Genomic DNA, 14,930 nt, shown 5'->3' with positions numbered 1-14,930 from the left:
TTGGCGCGCCGCCCGCGTGACGTCAGGCCTTGGCCTTGGCCTTGCCTTTGGCCTTGGGTTTCGTCGTGTTGGGGGCGGTGCGCTTTCGGCCCCGAATGAGACGGAGAACCTCTTCCGTCTTCTCTTTTAATAGATCGGCCGATTTCGCCTCGACGTTAAGCCGCAGCAGGGGTTCGGTGTTGGAGGGCCGGACATTGAACCACCAGTCTTCCGCTTGGATCGTGATCCCATCCAACCGGTCAATCAAACGGTCCGGGAAGGCCGCCTCAATCTTCTGCAGCGTCTTGGGGATGCTGGTCACCTTACTGTTTATCTCGCCCGAGCGGAAGTACGGATCCAGCGAATGGACCAACTGGGACAACGACTTATCCGACTCGGATATGGCCTCCATCGCCACCAGAAGCGCGATCAGCCCCGAGTCGGCATACCAGTTCTTCTGGAAGTAAAAGTGGCCGGAGTGCTCCCCGCCAAAGATGGCGTTTTCCTTCTTCATGATCGGCTTGATCAGTGCGTGCCCTACCGGTGTGCGCACCGCGCGGCCACCGGCGGCCATGATCCCTTCCGAGACCGCCCGTGAGCAGATGATGTTGTAGAGGATGGTTGCGCCCGGATTCTTCGCCAGCAGACTCCTGGCCACCAGCAGGGTCACGATGTCACCCCCGATGGGTTTGGCGTTCTCATCGATCAGAAACATGCGGTCGGCGTCGCCGTCGAAGGCCACGCCGAAATCGGCGCGCTCGGCCAACACGCGCTCCTGCAAATCCTTCAGGTTCTCCGGCTCGATCGGATTGGCGAGATGGTTGGGGAAACGCCCGTCCAACTCCATGAACAGCGGAATGACCTGGCAGGGGAGATGTTCGAAGACCCGCGGCACGGTGACCCCCGCCATGCCGTTGCCGGCGTCGATGACGATCTTGAACGGTCGGATCTTCGCGCGATCGATAAACGAGAGGACATGTTCGGTGAAAGCCGGCAGGATATCCCGTTCCTCGATGCGTCCCTCGGCGGTCGGTTCGTCGACATCGCCCAGCGAGATCATTTCGGCGATGCGGTTGATGCCGTCCTTGCCCGACAGCGGTTCGGCGCCGCGACGGCACATCTTGAACCCGTTGTACTCCGGCGGATTGTGCGAGGCGGTGACCATGATTCCGCCGTCGGTCTGCAAGTGCCCCACCGCGAAGTAGAGCGCGTCGGTCGAGACCCGTCCGACATCGAGGACCGTGCACCCACCGGCGACCAACCCTTCGCAGAGCGCATCGGTCAGCTCGTCGGAATGAATCCGCATGTCGCGGCCCACCGCCACCACCGGCCCGGGCAGTTCGGACCGGAACACCCGCCCTACCAGCCGGGCCACTTCGGTATTCAGTTGGTCGGGAACGATGCCGCGAATGTCGTAGCTTTTGAAGATGCTGGTATCAATCGTCGGACCCGTCGGGATCCGTCTGGCCACACTGCGCATGCGCTTACTCTCCCACGGAAGGTATTTCCCCCGCGCCAAAGACGGGACTTTCCCGGCCGGAGTCAACCCACATCACGAACGGTCTTTGCTGCGGCTTGACGGCGGGCGCGCCGCGTCGCACATTGGCGCGTGCATCGACTTGAGGATCATCGTTTTGTCGCGCGTGGAATTTGACAGCATCCGCAAGGCCTATGGCCCCACGGTCGCGCTGGCCGGGGTTTCGTTTACCGTCAGCGATGGGGAGTTCCTGGTCATTGTCGGTCCTTCGGGGTGCGGCAAGTCGACGTTGTTGCGCGTGGTCGCCGGACTGGAGTCGCCGGACGCCGGACGTGTTCTGATCGATGGCGCCGATGTCACCCCGCGGCCGCCGAAGGACCGTGGCGTCGCCATGGTGTTCCAATCCTATGCCCTGTATCCGCATTGGACGGTTCACGATAACATTGCCTTCCCGCTGAAAATTCGCCGCGTGGCCAAAGACGACATCGCCCGACGCGTGCGGCAGATTGCCGACGCGCTGCAACTGACCGCGCAACTGACACGCCGTCCGCGTGAATTGTCCGGCGGTCAGCGGCAGCGGGTCGCGCTCGGGCGCGCCATGGCGGCCGATCCCCGCATCTTTTTGTTCGATGAGCCGCTGTCAAATCTCGATGCGCCGTTGCGCGCCGGCATGCGCCGTGAGATCGTCGCCCGCCAGAAAGAGCTGGGAAAGACCTCGCTGTATGTCACCCATGATCAGACCGAAGCCCTGACCATGGCCGACCGGATTGTCGTTTTGGAGTCCGGGACTCTGATGGGCATCGGCACACCACAGGCGCTCTATGATGACCCGCCGAATCGTTTCGTCGCGCAGTTCCTCGGCCGTCCGACGATCAACATGCTGGATGCGGTGGTGCGACAATCCGACGGCGCATTGGTGGTCGATCCGTATGGTTGGAGAACGTCATCCCGGCCCGCCGGCGCCTGGCCGGCCGCGGTCGAAGTCGGGGTGCGTCCCGAGCATGTGCAATTGCGGGCCGACGATGACGGCCGCTGGCGGATCGCTTCGCAGGAATTCCTTGGCGACAAGGTGCAGTGTGTCGTCACCGACGGCCCACGGCAACTGACCGTATTGGCCGAAGCCCATGCCGCTTTGCCGATCGGCGCCCCGGTCGCGCCGGAGCCGCGGCCCGACCGGCTGTTGTTCTTCGATCCCCCAAGCGGGCAACGTCTGCGCGCGACCGTTTGATCCCATGCCCGAATTGCCCGAAGTCGAAACGGTGGTGCGCGCCCTGCGTCCGGCGATTGTCGGCGCGCGTATCGAGCGTGTGGACTTTGCCTCGGCGCGCATCTCCAAGGGCAATCCCCGTGGCTGGAAAGACGCCCTGACCGGCCGCACGGTCGAACGCGTCACCCGTCGCGGCAAATACATCGTCATCTCTTTTGCCGGCGGCGGCCATTTCGTCGCGCACCTGCGCATGACCGGACGGTTCCGTCTCTATCCGCCCGATGCGCGCCGCGAACGCTACGACCGTTTGATCCTGACAGTGGCGGGCGGCCCATTGCCCGATGCGCGGCGCCTCGTGTTGGTCGACACGCGCCAGTTTGCCCGTGCAGACTTCGTCCCCGATGGTCATGCCCACCGTCATCCCGGCATCGCCAAGCTGGGTCCGGAGGCCGACACGATCACCGAGATCGACCTGCGTCGCCGCCTGGCACGCACTCATCGTCCAATCAAGTCGCTGCTTTTGGATCAGACGGCGATCGCGGGTTTGGGCAACATCTACGCCGATGAGGCGCTGCATGCCGCCGGAGTGCACCCGCTCTCGCCCGGCGACCTCATCGATCGGGCCCATATCCGCCGTTTACGCGCCGCCATCCAGCGCATCCTCACAGCGGCCATTGAGGCCTGCGGCACCACGTTTGACACGTTCTCCGACCTGACCGGCGAAGCCGGCGGATTCGCTCCGCAATTGCATGTCTATGGGCGCGATGGGCTACCGTGCCTATCGTGTAGCGCCATCATCGAACGACTGGTGCTCTCCGGACGCAGCGCTCACTTCTGCCCGCGCTGCCAGCCGCCGCCCGTCTAACCCAGTATGGGATTCTTCCCATAGGATGGGCAACTTTTCTCTCTCCGCGCCGCCCATCCCTCCCCTTAATCATTCCACCGAAGTGCCGATCTTACAACGGGAGAGAGAGGACTATTCACGCGATGACCACACCCCGCTCCACGTCCATCACCGTCACCCGTCCGCTCAATGTGTTGGTAGTTGACGACGATCCCCTGATCCTGACCGTGGTGGACCTGATGGTCCGTCATGCCGGCCACACCGTGCGCACCGCCTCCGATGGCGTGGCCGCGCTGGATGTGCTGGCCGATGCCCCCTCCGACGTGATCGTCTCCGACATCCGCATGCCCGGGATGGACGGGCTCTCGCTGGCGCGGCTGGTTCGCAAGGATTACCCCGCGATCCCGATCATCCTCATGACCGGCTATCTGTCCGAGTTCTCCAGCGGCAGCGCCAACGAGATCGGCGTCGACTGCATCTTGAAGAAGCCGTTCAAATCCACCGACCTGATCGAGGCGATCGCCCGGCTGGTCCCGCGCTGAGAGGATGACAGGCTCAACAAGAAAAGGCCGGCGCCAAGGCGCCGGCCTCTTGTGTCTGGAGATGCGGAAAGTTTTCAGCCCGCGGAGAAGGTAATCAGGAAACGCACGTAATCCTCGTCGCCCGCGCCGCGCACCGTGATGTCGAAAGGCGCTTCGGCGGCGATGCCATAAAAGTAGAACTGGCCGCCCTCGAGCAGGTCGAGCACCGTCTCCAGGTTCTCAACGTAGTCGGCCGACTCGGAAAACGACACCGAGCGGACCTCCAACGGTTCCAGCGCCAGCCCGCCGAAGACTTTGGTCGCGTTGGTACGGACCTGCTCCGCGGTGGTGTACAACTCGGTGGAGATGTAAAGCTCGCCGTCGGCGGCGGAATTCAGGTTGTTGACGAACTCGCATTCGAATTTCACATCGATGATCGCCTGGATGTCATCCTTGTGGTCCTGCCAGGTCTCGTTGTCCGTCAAGTCCACGGCCAGATAGTCGAGCGTCTCGTCGCTGGATGTGATTGTGCGTGTGCCGGAGATGACGACGACAAACTGGCCGGACACGATACAGCCCGCGGCCAGCAGCAACAGCGTCAGCGCGGCCGCCAGGTATCCTTTGTGCAGTCTGGTTTTTGTCATGGTCGGTTCGCCTCGTTTCATCTCACGCCAAAGTAATAGTTGAGTCCCGCGCGCAGGTGCGCCCACTTGCGCGATCCACCATTGTCCAGCGGCAGGATTTCGCCCGAGGCGCGCGCCTCGATGCCCAGGGGGCCCGAGCCAATCTCGAATCCCATGCCGCCACAGAACCCCAGCTGCCCGTCGCTGAAGTCGCGGAAGTCGTTCTCTTCATTGTAATACTTGATCCCGCCGAAGGGGAAGAAGCGAAACCCGACCGCCGGACCCGCGCCGCCGAGGATGACGTTGATTCCCACCGAGGTGAGCTTGGACCCCTCGAACGTCTCGCCGGGCACTTCATCGATTTCCCAGTCGCCGTTCTTGAAATACGTGAAATTCGGCTCGATGCCGAGCATGCCCCCCAGCGACAACCGCAGATGTCCGCCGAAGACCATTCCGTTGGCCGCATCGTCCTGCGCGATCGGAATGCTGACCCCGCCGAAGCCGCCGATGCCCCAACCGGTCGCGTGCGCGACCGCGGTCGGCAGACTGAGCGCCACCGCCGCCGCCGCAATCATGATCCGTTTTACCATTGACCCTCCTCGTCTGCGGAGGCGCAGACACCTGTGATGGGCTAATCTCCGCCCGGCCATGACGGCCGTCAACGGAAAACCGCGCGTGAAGCAATTCAGGCCGTGGGCGTGGTGGCAAAAACGTCGAACTCGCGTTCCTGCAGTGCGCCGAGAATGCGTACGTAAGTGTCGATCAGGATGGTCAGCGCCCGGCCGTTGGACGGCTCCGCCTCGGCCAGAATCTCCGGCAGACGGGCACGGCCGCGCGCCAGATGCTCCCAGGCCCGTTGCGCCTCATAGCGCGCCAACAGGCGATAAGCGCCGTCGGCGACCCCGGCGTCGCGCAGCCGATGCAGATCGTCGCGCTCCATCCCAAATCGCGACAGATCTTCCTCCGGCAGGTAGACCAGCCCGGATTCACCGAGCGTCAGGTCAACGGCGACATCGCGCAGGATGTGCACGCAATAGCAGAAGACCGCCAGATCCTCGGTGGCGGCCAACACGCGCTCGTAGCTCCAGCCGGTCCGAAAGATGCCGTCCGCGCCCGGCTTCATCAGCACCAGATACATGAAGACCACGGCCGGCGCCACCGAGGCGCCATGCATGTAACGACGCAGCTCATCCCAGGTGCGGAAGGAGGGAGTGACCACATCGGCCGACATCGCTTCCGCCAGGTTCCGCCAGGGGTCGAGCGGGAAGTCAAAGCGCGCCAGCGTGTCCGCCAGTGCGGTCCAGAGCGGACCCGGTGACGGTGTGCCCCGACGGGCGGCATGCACTGCCTCCAGCCACCGCGCCACCCGTCCCAATTCGCTGCGTCGCCGGTCGGCGGTCAGCGAAGCGCGGTTGGGAATTCCGTCAATCGCATCGTCGATGACCCGCATGGAGGCGTAGGTGGCCACAAACGCGCGTCGCACCGCCGGGCGCTCGAACAACTGCGCCGCGGCATACAGGTGCGGCTTGTCCCGTCCGGCCAGCGTTTCGCAGGCCGCATAGGCGGCGTCCAAATCAAGCGGGGCGCTCATGCGCGCATCGGTCCTATTTCAACGCCGCGATGATCTCGGACGGCTCCGGGAATCGTCCCGCCACTTTCTTCGAAAAGACCAGCAGACCATCGGCCTTGACCTCGAAGACGCCGCCGCTGCCGGCGATCAACTCCGCGTCGATACCCAATGTCTTCTTCAATTCGTCCGCCAGACTGGCGGCGCGGGGAAGATAGTTTCACTCATTGCAGTATTTGATCGTGACACGTTTGGCCATGGCCCGTCCTTTCGGCGTCAGGGTTATGAGTCGTTGCGATGCACTATCGTCGCGGATCGTTGCGCGGTCGGATAGATCACCATTTCGGAAACGTTGACATGGGCCGGACGCGACGCCGCCCAGAGGATCGCGTCGGCGATGTCCTCACCCGAGAGCGCCCGCAATCCCTGATACGGCGCCGCCGCGCGCTTCGCGTCGCCGCGATACCGCACCAGACTGAATTCGGTCTCGGTCAGCGCCGGATCGATGGTGGTGACCCGGATCGGCGTGCCGACCAGATCGATCGCCATGCCGCGGTTGATCGCGCGCACGGCGAACTTCGACGCGCAGTACACGTTGCCCCCCGGATAGACCTCGCGTCCGGCGATCGAGCCGATGTTGATGACATGCCCTTTGCCGCGCGCCACCATCCACGGAATCACCGTCCGGCTGACCGCCAATAGCCCCTTCACGTTGACCTCGATCATCTCTTCCCAGTCGTCGTAACGGCCCTCGTGCAGTTTATCCAGTCCGCGCGACAACCCGGCGTTATTGACGAGTATGTCGACCGTCTTCCAATCCGGCGGCAGCGCTTCCAGCCGCGCCATCGCCTCACGCTGTTTCAGCAAATCGAGCTCCAACACGAAGACTTCGGTGCCGTGCGCCGACCGCATCTCCGCGGCCATTTGTTCGAGGCGGTCGACGCGGCGCGCGGCGATGATCAGCCGCGCCCCTTCGGCGGCGAAGGCGCGCGCGGTCGCCGCCCCGATCCCCGACGAGGCCCCGGTCACCAGCGCCAACTGATTGGCAAAACGCTTCTCACTCACGGATGCTCCTCATGGTGTGGCCACAGAGTAGGCCCCCGACCGATACTCTGTCAAGTCCGGGGGCCCAATTCGTTGGTCGGTTCCTTCGTATAATTGAACAGGAGCAATCGATGCGAAGTTGGCCGACCACGATCCGGGCGCCGGTGCTCGTGGGGATGCTGGCCATCGTGGCCCTGCCATCCTGCGACGCCGATTCTCCGACCGCATCCGGCGGTTCCGGCCGCCCGGTCGATACCACCCAGGTTCGCTTCGCCCGATTCGATTACCACGGATACGTCGCCGATGGCACGGTCGAGACCGGGATCGAGTTGCAATGGCGCATCGCTTTTCAATCCACCGCACGACGCTGGATGCGCGTCACCGGCTACCGCCTTGACCGCGATGGCGCGGTCGTTCTGGAACGCTCACTCTTCTCTCCCGCCGTCCATCCCAGCGGCGACACGATCAGCGGCAAGGAGACCTGGATCCCTATCAATGCCCCGACCCCCGAGTGCGGCTACCGTTTCCGCGTCCAGTATCAGACCGGCCGGCGATCGATCAATGCGGTCGGCGACACGCTGTGGACGGGTCTTGGCTCCGGCTCTCTCGACACGACCTTTCAGCTCACCCTATAGGGCTATTCCAACGCTCCGACCGTGGCCAGAATGTAACTGTCGGCGTGGAAGTGGGCCTTCGCCACACGCTGGACATCGGCGGCGGTCACGGCACGCACCTGCTCGATCATCCGATCGCTGAAATCGTAGCCGAGGCCGAGGAACTCATCGACACCCATGAAGAAGGCCTGGTTGACGCGTGACAGGCGCGAGGTCAATGAGGACCCCCAAAGCGTGTTCTGCGCGGTCTCCAGCTCCTCCGCCGACACCGGCTCATCGTGCAGTCGGCGGATCTGCTCGACAATCCCTTCCTTGGCCTTGGCGAAGTTGGCTTTACCCGTTCCCATCTTGCAGGTGAACCAGCCGAAGTCGCGGTCGAACTGCACCGATGATCCCACCGAATAGGCCAGCCCCTGCTTTTCGCGCAGTTCATTGGCCAGTCGCGCCGAGAGGATGTTGTTGGCCACTAGGAGCGCCGGCATGTCGGGCGAAGTCGCGCCCGCGGTCGCGTTGCCGAGATAGATGTAGATCTGCTCCTTCTGCATTGTTTTGTGCTCGGCCTGCACCGTGCTCGGCGCCGCCGGGAGCGGGATCGTCACCGCGCTGCCCGCGCCGCTCATTCCGCCGAATGCCGAGACGATGAGGGCCAGCGCCGAGTCGGCCGGCAATCCCGTCACGCAGGTCAGAATCACATTTCCCGGCGCATACAGCCGCGCCCGATGCGCCTGCAGCGACTCGCTGCTGAATTGCGACACCGAGGTCATCGAGCCCATGATCGGCCGGGCATACGGCCCGTCGCCGAAGAGCGCCCGACTGAACACATCGCGGCAGACCTGGTTGGTCGATGCCGCCGCCATCCCCAAAAGCCCCATCACCTCGCGCCGCTTGTTCTCGACTTCGTCGGCGGGGAAGGAGGCGTTGGCAACCAAGTCGGCCAACAGCGATGCCCCGGCGGCGGCATATTCATCAATGGTGGCAAACTTGACGAATGTGTACTGCGGCGTGGTGTAATGATCGTCGTAGGGAATGTAGGGATTGTCGTTGGTGGTCAGCTCCGCGCCGATGGCCGCCAGATCGCGGCTGATCTGCTCGGAGGTCCGTGTCGTGGTGCCCGAAATCAGCATCCGGTTGACGAAATCGGAAATGCCCTCCAGGCCCTCCGGTTCTATGGCCGAACGGTTCTTGCCCAACACATTGAGCGCGAACACCCGCGAATCGGGGTTGCTTTTGATGACCACCTGCAGCCCGTTGGGCAGCGTCTCCTTGCGATAGACCGTGCGCGACACGTCGGAGGGCGCCGCCGCGATCGCGGCGGTGTCGGGCGGCGTCACGATCGTGGCCACATAGGCGGTCCCCTGCAGGTGCTGCGCGGCCGCCTTCTGCAACTGCGACGTCGTCACCTGCGCCAGACGGTCCGGCAACTGATCGACGAAGTCATAGCCGGTGACCACCAGCATCGGCGCCTTCATGATCGCGTAGTAATGAAGCCGCTCGCGGAGGAAGATGTCCTCGACCCGCAGACGGGTCCCGATGAGGCGGATATCGTCCTGCCCGATCGGCGTGGCCGACAGGCCCCTCAACGTGGACAGGATGCCGGCCAGGATCTCGTCGGCGCGCTCCGCCTTGTCGCTGGCCGCGGAGATGCGGTAGGCGCTGAATTCGGCCTGCGTCTCCAGCGAGACGCTCACCCGCGTCGCCGGCGGGTTGTCGCCCTTGGTCAGGTTCTTGATCAGCGGGGAGAGGGCCTCGTCGTTGAGGATTTCCGACCAGAGCGCCAGCGGCAGGTACGCCGGGTCGCGGAACAACGGCAGCCGGATATGCACATCGACCCGCGTCTCGCCGATGTCGGCCTCGGTCTTCTGCACCACCGCGCCGGAGAGCGCGGGCACGGTGATCGCCGGACGCTCCGGCAGCGGCCGCGCCGGGTGCTGGCCAAAGGTCCGCTCGATCTCCTTTTTCATCGCCGCGGTCTCGAAGTCGCCGATCACCAGCAGTGTCATGTTGTTCGGCTGGTAATACATGTGGTAATAGTCGATGACTTCCTCGCGCGGGATCGTCGCGATCAGGTTTTCATAGCCGAGCACCGGACGGGCGTAAGGGCTGCCCTGATAGGCCCAGCGGTCATGGAAGAGCTCGGCGACATAGTCCGGCGAGTCGGAGTCCTTGCGGATCTCCTCGATCACGATTTTGCGTTCCTTGGGAAACCGATCCTCCGGGAAGATCGAGTTGAAGAGCATGTCCTGCTGGATGTCGAGCGCTTCGGCGATGTGCTCGCGCGGGACCAGCGACAGATAGGCGGTCACCTCTTTGCGCGTGAAGGCGTTGATGTACCCGCCCAGGTTCTTGATGCGGTCGGAAATCTGCTCCTGGGTCCGACTGGCGGTGCCGTTGAACAGCAGATGCTCAAGGAAGTGCGTCGTCCCATTATTAAAGTCGGTCTCGTACTTGGCGCCGGAGTTGACGAAGACGATCGACGCGATCATCGGGCTGGAATGATTCTCCTTGAGCAGGATCTCCATGCCGTTGGGCGCCTTATAGGCCGTGGTCTGCGACGCCGCCCGGAGCTGACTGTGAGCGGTTGTCGCGCCGAGGACGCAAAGGAGGAGCGCCACAATGACCGCTTCGGCCATCGCCCGATAACTTGTTGCCATGAAGAGCGTTGCACGTTGCATGGTCGTAATCCTTTCGACGGAGGGCTGCACACTGTTCATTGTGTGCGAAGGTCGCATTCGCCCACGTCAGTTTCAAGATGAAAGCGGACAGACAGGCCCGCTCCCTGCCTTGCGACCGCTTGGCACGGCCGACAATCAACTCCTTGCCCGGCAGATAGTTGAAAATCGCGGCCGCCGAGCAACTGTGACAGTTTCCCATCGGATAATCATTTGACATTGCGAAGGTTCGGGGTATATTGGCGGTCTATTTTTTTTCCGGCACTTTGAATTATTGGTGTCGGTGCGCCGTCAACCAACTGGGACTTCAGAGCATGCAGGGACAAGGCTGGAAAATCGGGCTCATCCTCTTTCTGCTGGCCGGATCGTTCTGGTTTCTCTACCCGACCATCGATCTGTACATGATGTCACCGGCCGAACGGGAAGAACTGGCCAAAACCGATCCGCAAAGCTGGATCAAGCTGCAACAAAAGGCGATGAAGCTCGGCCTCGATCTGCGAGGCGGGATGCGCCTGGTTCTTCAGGTCGACAAAACCAATCTCAACCCCGATGAGGCCTCCGACGCCGTCGAGCGCGCCAAGGAAATCCTGCGCAACCGCGTCGACCAGTTCGGCGTGGCTGAGCCGGTGATCGCCGTGCAGGGCAAGGACCGGATCGTGGTCGAATTGCCCGGCATCAGCGATCCCGAGCGCGCCCGTGAACTGATCGGCCGCACCGCGCTGCTGGAGTTCAAACTCCTCGAGTCGCCGGAGATGTCGTCTTTGCTCCTGGACCGTATCGACCGCGCCCTGGAAGCCGCCGCGGGATTGGACACGACCGCCACGCCGTCCGACACCGCCGGCGAACGCGGCGCGCTCGAATCCCTCTTCGGCGCCGACACCGCCAAGGCCGATACCACGGGCGCCGGCGCGTTGGCCAAGGGCGAATCGCCGGACCTGACGCAGGACACCGCCGAAGTGCTCCCGCCGCAGATCCCCAAGGAAGCTCCGCTCTCCTCGCTTTTGGATCCGTCAGGCGGATACGGCTGGATGGTGGCCAAGGATGAGGTCCCTCTGGTGGAAATGATCCTCGCCCGACCGGATGTGCAAAAACTCATTCCCCCGGACGTCGAATTCGCCTGGAGCACGCGCTCCGAGTTTGTCGGCGGGATGGAAGTCGAGCGGCTCTATCTGCTTAAAAAGCAGGTCGAATTGGAAGGCAAGTATCTCACCGATGCCAAGCCGTCGTTCGACCAGTTCCGCAAGCCGATCGTCAGCTTCCAGCTGACCCGTGAAGGCGGCCGCAAGTTTGCCCGGCTCACCGGCGCCAACATCAATAAGCCGCTGGCCATCGTGCTCGACAACCGTGTCGAGTCGGCCCCCGAAATCCAGTCGCGCATTCAGGACCGCGGCCAGATCACCATGGGCGGAAACGCCACCTACGAGGACGCCAACGATCTGGCCATCGTGCTGCGTGCCGGCGCGCTGCCGGCGCCAGTCAAAGTGATCGAAAACAACGTGATCGGTCCGTCGCTGGGCCAGGACTCGATCCGCCGCGGCATCAACGCCTCGCTTCTGGGTCTGTTGGCGGTCTTCCTGATCATGGCCTTCTACTACAAACTGTCCGGTTTGATCGCCAACGTGGGTCTGCTTTTCAACGGCATCTTCCTGTTGGGCGTGATGGCGGTGCTGCACGCCACCCTGACGATGCCCGGCATCGCCGGCTTCATCCTGTCGCTGGGCATGTCGGTGGACGCCAACGTGCTGATTTTCGAGCGCATCCGCGAGGAGATGCGCGCCGGCAAGTCGGTGCGCAACGCGATCGACGCGGGCTATGACCGCGCCATGTCGGCGATCATCGATTCGCATGTCACCACGCTGATCACCGCGCTGGCCCTCTTCATCTTTGGCACCGGTCCCATCAAGGGATTCGCCGTCACGCTCTTCTGGGGCGTGGCGATCAGTCTGTTCACCGCGGTGGTCGTGACCCGGGTGGTCTTTGACTTCCGCAAGTCGTATAAGACGCTCTCGATCTAACGGACCGCAGCGGAGAACGATATGCCGTTTCGCATCATTGGCGACACCAACATTGACTTCATCGGTAAGCGCACCCCGGCCTACATCCTCTCGGCCCTGCTGGTCCTGTTGGGAATCTTCGCCGCGGTGATGATCGCCTCCGGCAACGCCAACCTCGGGATCCAGTTCACCGGCGGGACCGTGGTCGAGGGATACTTCGATCAGCCGGTCGACATCGGCGACCTGCGCGCCGCCCTGGAACGCGGCGGCTTTGAGGACGCCGAAATCGTGCACGTGGCCGGGCGCCCGCAGCCCTACACCTTCTTCATTCGCGTGAAGGTCGCCGAAGGGGAGACCCAGAAGGCGCAATCGGTGGTCAACCTCATCAAGCAGTATTTCCCCGACAACAACTTTAACCTCGACACCGTGCACGAGGTCGGCGCCGCGGTGGGTAAGGACCTCAAGAAGGATACGCTCATCGCCGTGGCGCTCTCGCTTCTGGGCATCCTGATCTACATCGCCATCCGGTTCGACTTCCGTTTCGGGGTCTGCGCCACGATCGCCACCTTCCATGACGTGCTGGCGGTGCTGGGTATCTTCTACCTGATGGGCGTGGAGATCAACATTCTGCTGATCTCCGCCATCCTGACGCTCGCCGGGTACTCGCTCACCGACAAGGTGACCGTCTATGACCGTATCCGCGAGAACCTGAAGAAATTTCACCGCAAGGCGGATTTCGTCCCTTCGGTCAATCTCTCCATCAACGAGGTGCTCTCGCGCACGATCATGACCGGTACCACCGTGCTCGCCTGCCTGATCATTCTCGCGATCGTCGGCGGCCCGGTTCTGCGCGATTTTGCCCTCGCGCTTCTGGTCGGCATTCTGATCGGCACCTACTCATCGATTTTCGTCGCGTCCACTATGTACGTCGACTGGGAAACCCGCAGCCCGAAGCGCTTCCGCGCCTCGTAGGAGTTGCAGAATTGCTCTTGCCGCCACGCCCGTCGCGGGTATAACCTCCGACGGGCGTGGCTTTATGGGGCGCGCCGCAAGGGGAGGGTGCACATGAAACGATTCGCCGCCGTATTGGCCGTTGCCGTTTGGATCGCCGGGGCGGCCGCCGCGTGGGCGCAGAGCGGCGTCCCGGGGCCGGGGGTCTATGACATCGACTCGCTGCTCAACGAACATCAATTGGTCAAGGGGCAGGCCTTTCGCAGCGACGTCATCGCCTGGGATTCCACCTCCAGTGTGCATCTGACCCAGGTTGAAACGATGGTCGAGATGCACCACCATGCCGCCCACGACGAAAATGTCTGGATCGTTCGCGGCTCGGGACGGCTGACATTGGGGGACCGAAAGATCAAGGTGAAGGCCGGGCAGGTCGTGCATGTCCCGCGCGGCACCCCGCATGCCTTCCACAACATGGGCTCCAACCCCGCGGTGGTGATCTCGGTCTTCTCGCCGGGGTTCGACGGCAAGGATCGTATCTATGCCGATCCGACGGGGAAGAAGTAGGATCGATTGATGATTCGCCCAGGCATCCGATCACGCGTGCTCTTGCTGGCCGGCGCCGCGGCGTTGCTGGCCGCGGTCGGCGCGTTGGCGCAGACTGAATTTATCCCCATGCCGGCGCGTCGTCCTCCAGCGGCCCAGACCCAGGCGCCAGTCGACCCGTCGGTCTTCACCGTCGCCCGCCTGCAGTACTCCGGCGGCGGCGATTGGTACTGGGGCTCCTCGGCCATTCCCAATCTGCTGGATTTCATCGATGAAAATGTCGGCCTCGATGTCAACAAGGCCGAGGTGCGGATCAAGCCGTCCGATCCACGACTGTTCTCGTATCCGTTCATCTTCTCCACCGGCCACGGCAACATCCGCTTCACCGACGATGAAGTGGTCGCGATGCGTCGCTATCTGACCGGCGGCGGCTTCTGGCTGGCCAACGATTCCTATGGCATGGACGCCTCGATCCGACGCGAACTGAAACGCATTTTCCCCGATCGCGACTTGGTGGAACTGCCGTTCTCCCACGAGATCTACCAGTCGCCCTTCCAATTCCCCGGCGGGCTGCCGAAGATCCACCGTCACGATGACCAGGCGCCACGCGGCTACGCCATCCTCGATGGCGACCGGGTTGTGGTCTTCTATGTGCACGAATCCGACATCGGCGACGGCTGGGAAGACCCGCAAGTCCACAAGGACCCGCCTGCCAAGCGCTTGGAGGCCTTGCGGATGGGTGCGAACATCGCATACTACGCCCTGACGCATTGATCCAGCGGTATCGTATCGGACAATAGAAGTTCGAGACGAGTGGCGCTCGAATGATTCTGAACCGTCGGCACGATCGACCATCGCAAAAACTTAAACTGATTTTGTAGTGGTTTGGCAAAATGG

At 63.0% G+C, this 14,930-nt stretch carries 15 protein-coding genes; 8 read left to right on the top strand and 7 right to left on the bottom strand.

Annotation, left to right across the window (positions count from 1 at the left end; translation table 11 throughout):
• Nucleotides 1-22 precede the first annotated feature (22 nt).
• Nucleotides 23-1,459: a phosphomannomutase/phosphoglucomutase gene (locus VNN55_03275; protein HWO56569.1), complete on the bottom strand. Its 1,437-nt coding sequence runs from the start codon at nucleotides 1,457-1,459 to the stop codon at nucleotides 23-25.
• A 163-nt stretch (nucleotides 1,460-1,622) separates the two neighbouring features.
• Here VNN55_03275 and VNN55_03270 point away from each other — a divergent pair, with 163 nt between their 5' ends.
• From VNN55_03270 to VNN55_03260, 3 genes are all read left to right on the top strand, one after another.
• Nucleotides 1,623-2,684 (top strand): ABC transporter ATP-binding protein, encoded by a 1,062-nt coding sequence (locus VNN55_03270; protein HWO56568.1) that lies wholly within the window; start codon nucleotides 1,623-1,625, stop codon nucleotides 2,682-2,684.
• Nucleotides 2,685-2,688: 4 nt separating this feature from the next.
• The gene (gene mutM / locus VNN55_03265; protein ID HWO56567.1) at nucleotides 2,689-3,528 is read left to right on the top strand and encodes a bifunctional DNA-formamidopyrimidine glycosylase/DNA-(apurinic or apyrimidinic site) lyase; all 840 of its coding nucleotides are present in this window, start codon (nucleotides 2,689-2,691) and stop codon (nucleotides 3,526-3,528) included.
• Between the two features lie 122 nt (nucleotides 3,529-3,650).
• The gene (locus tag VNN55_03260) at nucleotides 3,651-4,049 is read left to right on the top strand and encodes a response regulator (protein HWO56566.1); all 399 of its coding nucleotides are present in this window, start codon (nucleotides 3,651-3,653) and stop codon (nucleotides 4,047-4,049) included.
• A 74-nt stretch (nucleotides 4,050-4,123) separates the two neighbouring features.
• Here the strand turns inward: VNN55_03260 and VNN55_03255 are convergent, their stop codons facing one another.
• The 5 genes from VNN55_03255 to VNN55_03235 all read right to left on the bottom strand — a co-directional run bounded on the left by VNN55_03255 (nucleotide 4,124) and on the right by VNN55_03235 (nucleotide 7,283).
• Entirely contained in the window at nucleotides 4,124-4,672 is a 549-nt protein-coding gene (locus VNN55_03255) for a hypothetical protein (GenBank protein HWO56565.1), read from the bottom strand.
• Between the two features lie 17 nt (nucleotides 4,673-4,689).
• On the bottom strand, nucleotides 4,690-5,241 hold the full coding sequence (locus tag VNN55_03250) for an outer membrane beta-barrel protein (protein ID HWO56564.1): 552 nt from the start codon (nucleotides 5,239-5,241) through the stop codon (nucleotides 4,690-4,692).
• A 95-nt stretch (nucleotides 5,242-5,336) separates the two neighbouring features.
• Nucleotides 5,337-6,242 (bottom strand): squalene/phytoene synthase family protein, encoded by a 906-nt coding sequence (locus VNN55_03245; protein HWO56563.1) that lies wholly within the window; start codon nucleotides 6,240-6,242, stop codon nucleotides 5,337-5,339.
• A gap of 13 nt (nucleotides 6,243-6,255) precedes the next feature.
• Nucleotides 6,256-6,477 carry a SelT/SelW/SelH family (seleno)protein gene (locus VNN55_03240; GenBank protein HWO56562.1) on the bottom strand — a complete coding sequence of 74 codons (222 nt, stop codon included), beginning with the start codon at nucleotides 6,475-6,477 and terminating at the stop codon, nucleotides 6,256-6,258.
• A 23-nt stretch (nucleotides 6,478-6,500) separates the two neighbouring features.
• Nucleotides 6,501-7,283: an SDR family NAD(P)-dependent oxidoreductase gene (locus tag VNN55_03235; protein ID HWO56561.1), complete on the bottom strand. Its 783-nt coding sequence runs from the start codon at nucleotides 7,281-7,283 to the stop codon at nucleotides 6,501-6,503.
• A 110-nt stretch (nucleotides 7,284-7,393) separates the two neighbouring features.
• On the opposite strand from VNN55_03235, the gene VNN55_03230 reads away from it, so the two are divergent.
• The gene (locus tag VNN55_03230; GenBank protein HWO56560.1) at nucleotides 7,394-7,897 is read left to right on the top strand and encodes a hypothetical protein; all 504 of its coding nucleotides are present in this window, start codon (nucleotides 7,394-7,396) and stop codon (nucleotides 7,895-7,897) included.
• A gap of 2 nt (nucleotides 7,898-7,899) precedes the next feature.
• Here VNN55_03230 and VNN55_03225 read toward each other — a convergent pair whose 3' ends face one another.
• Complete coding sequence (locus tag VNN55_03225) at nucleotides 7,900-10,548, bottom strand: pitrilysin family protein (protein ID HWO56559.1); 2,649 nt, start codon at nucleotides 10,546-10,548, stop codon at nucleotides 7,900-7,902.
• A 311-nt stretch (nucleotides 10,549-10,859) separates the two neighbouring features.
• Here VNN55_03225 and secD point away from each other — a divergent pair, with 311 nt between their 5' ends.
• The 4 genes from secD (at nucleotide 10,860) to VNN55_03205 (ending at nucleotide 14,807) form a co-directional block, all read left to right on the top strand.
• Nucleotides 10,860-12,560 (top strand): protein translocase subunit SecD, encoded by a 1,701-nt coding sequence (gene secD / locus VNN55_03220; protein HWO56558.1) that lies wholly within the window; start codon nucleotides 10,860-10,862, stop codon nucleotides 12,558-12,560.
• A 21-nt stretch (nucleotides 12,561-12,581) separates the two neighbouring features.
• Complete coding sequence (gene secF, locus VNN55_03215; GenBank protein HWO56557.1) at nucleotides 12,582-13,511, top strand: protein translocase subunit SecF; 930 nt, start codon at nucleotides 12,582-12,584, stop codon at nucleotides 13,509-13,511.
• A 93-nt stretch (nucleotides 13,512-13,604) separates the two neighbouring features.
• A complete protein-coding gene (locus VNN55_03210) occupies nucleotides 13,605-14,054 on the top strand; it encodes a cupin domain-containing protein (GenBank protein HWO56556.1) in 450 nt (149 codons plus the stop codon).
• A 9-nt stretch (nucleotides 14,055-14,063) separates the two neighbouring features.
• Nucleotides 14,064-14,807: a DUF4159 domain-containing protein gene (locus tag VNN55_03205; GenBank protein HWO56555.1), complete on the top strand. Its 744-nt coding sequence runs from the start codon at nucleotides 14,064-14,066 to the stop codon at nucleotides 14,805-14,807.
• The last annotated feature ends 123 nt before the right edge of the window (nucleotides 14,808-14,930 follow it).

It is taken from the genome of bacterium (assembly GCA_035559435.1).
Classification (GTDB): Bacteria; Zixibacteria; MSB-5A5; order WJJR01; family WJJR01; genus JACQFV01.
The sequence above is the reverse complement of the archived record's forward strand: the minus strand, read 5'-3'. Positions and strand labels throughout refer to the sequence as shown.

Bases quoted from the DNA above. Each gene is read 5' to 3' on its own strand.
- VNN55_03245 (HWO56563.1), bottom strand. From the start codon at position 6,242: ATGAGCGCCCCGCTTGATTTGGACGCCGCCTATGCGGCCTGCGAAACG.
- VNN55_03275 (HWO56569.1), bottom strand. From the start codon at position 1,459: ATGCGCAGTGTGGCCAGACGGATCCCGACGGGTCCGACGATTGATACC.
- secD (HWO56558.1), top strand. From the start codon at position 10,860: ATGCAGGGACAAGGCTGGAAAATCGGGCTCATCCTCTTTCTGCTGGCC.
- VNN55_03210 (HWO56556.1), top strand. From the start codon at position 13,605: ATGAAACGATTCGCCGCCGTATTGGCCGTTGCCGTTTGGATCGCCGGG.
- VNN55_03205 (HWO56555.1), top strand. From the start codon at position 14,064: ATGATTCGCCCAGGCATCCGATCACGCGTGCTCTTGCTGGCCGGCGCC.
- mutM (HWO56567.1), top strand. From the start codon at position 2,689: ATGCCCGAATTGCCCGAAGTCGAAACGGTGGTGCGCGCCCTGCGTCCG.
- secF (HWO56557.1), top strand. From the start codon at position 12,582: ATGCCGTTTCGCATCATTGGCGACACCAACATTGACTTCATCGGTAAG.
- VNN55_03255 (HWO56565.1), bottom strand. From the start codon at position 4,672: ATGACAAAAACCAGACTGCACAAAGGATACCTGGCGGCCGCGCTGACG.
- VNN55_03230 (HWO56560.1), top strand. From the start codon at position 7,394: ATGCGAAGTTGGCCGACCACGATCCGGGCGCCGGTGCTCGTGGGGATG.
- VNN55_03225 (HWO56559.1), bottom strand. From the start codon at position 10,548: ATGCAACGTGCAACGCTCTTCATGGCAACAAGTTATCGGGCGATGGCC.
- VNN55_03260 (HWO56566.1), top strand. From the start codon at position 3,651: ATGACCACACCCCGCTCCACGTCCATCACCGTCACCCGTCCGCTCAAT.
- VNN55_03250 (HWO56564.1), bottom strand. From the start codon at position 5,241: ATGGTAAAACGGATCATGATTGCGGCGGCGGCGGTGGCGCTCAGTCTG.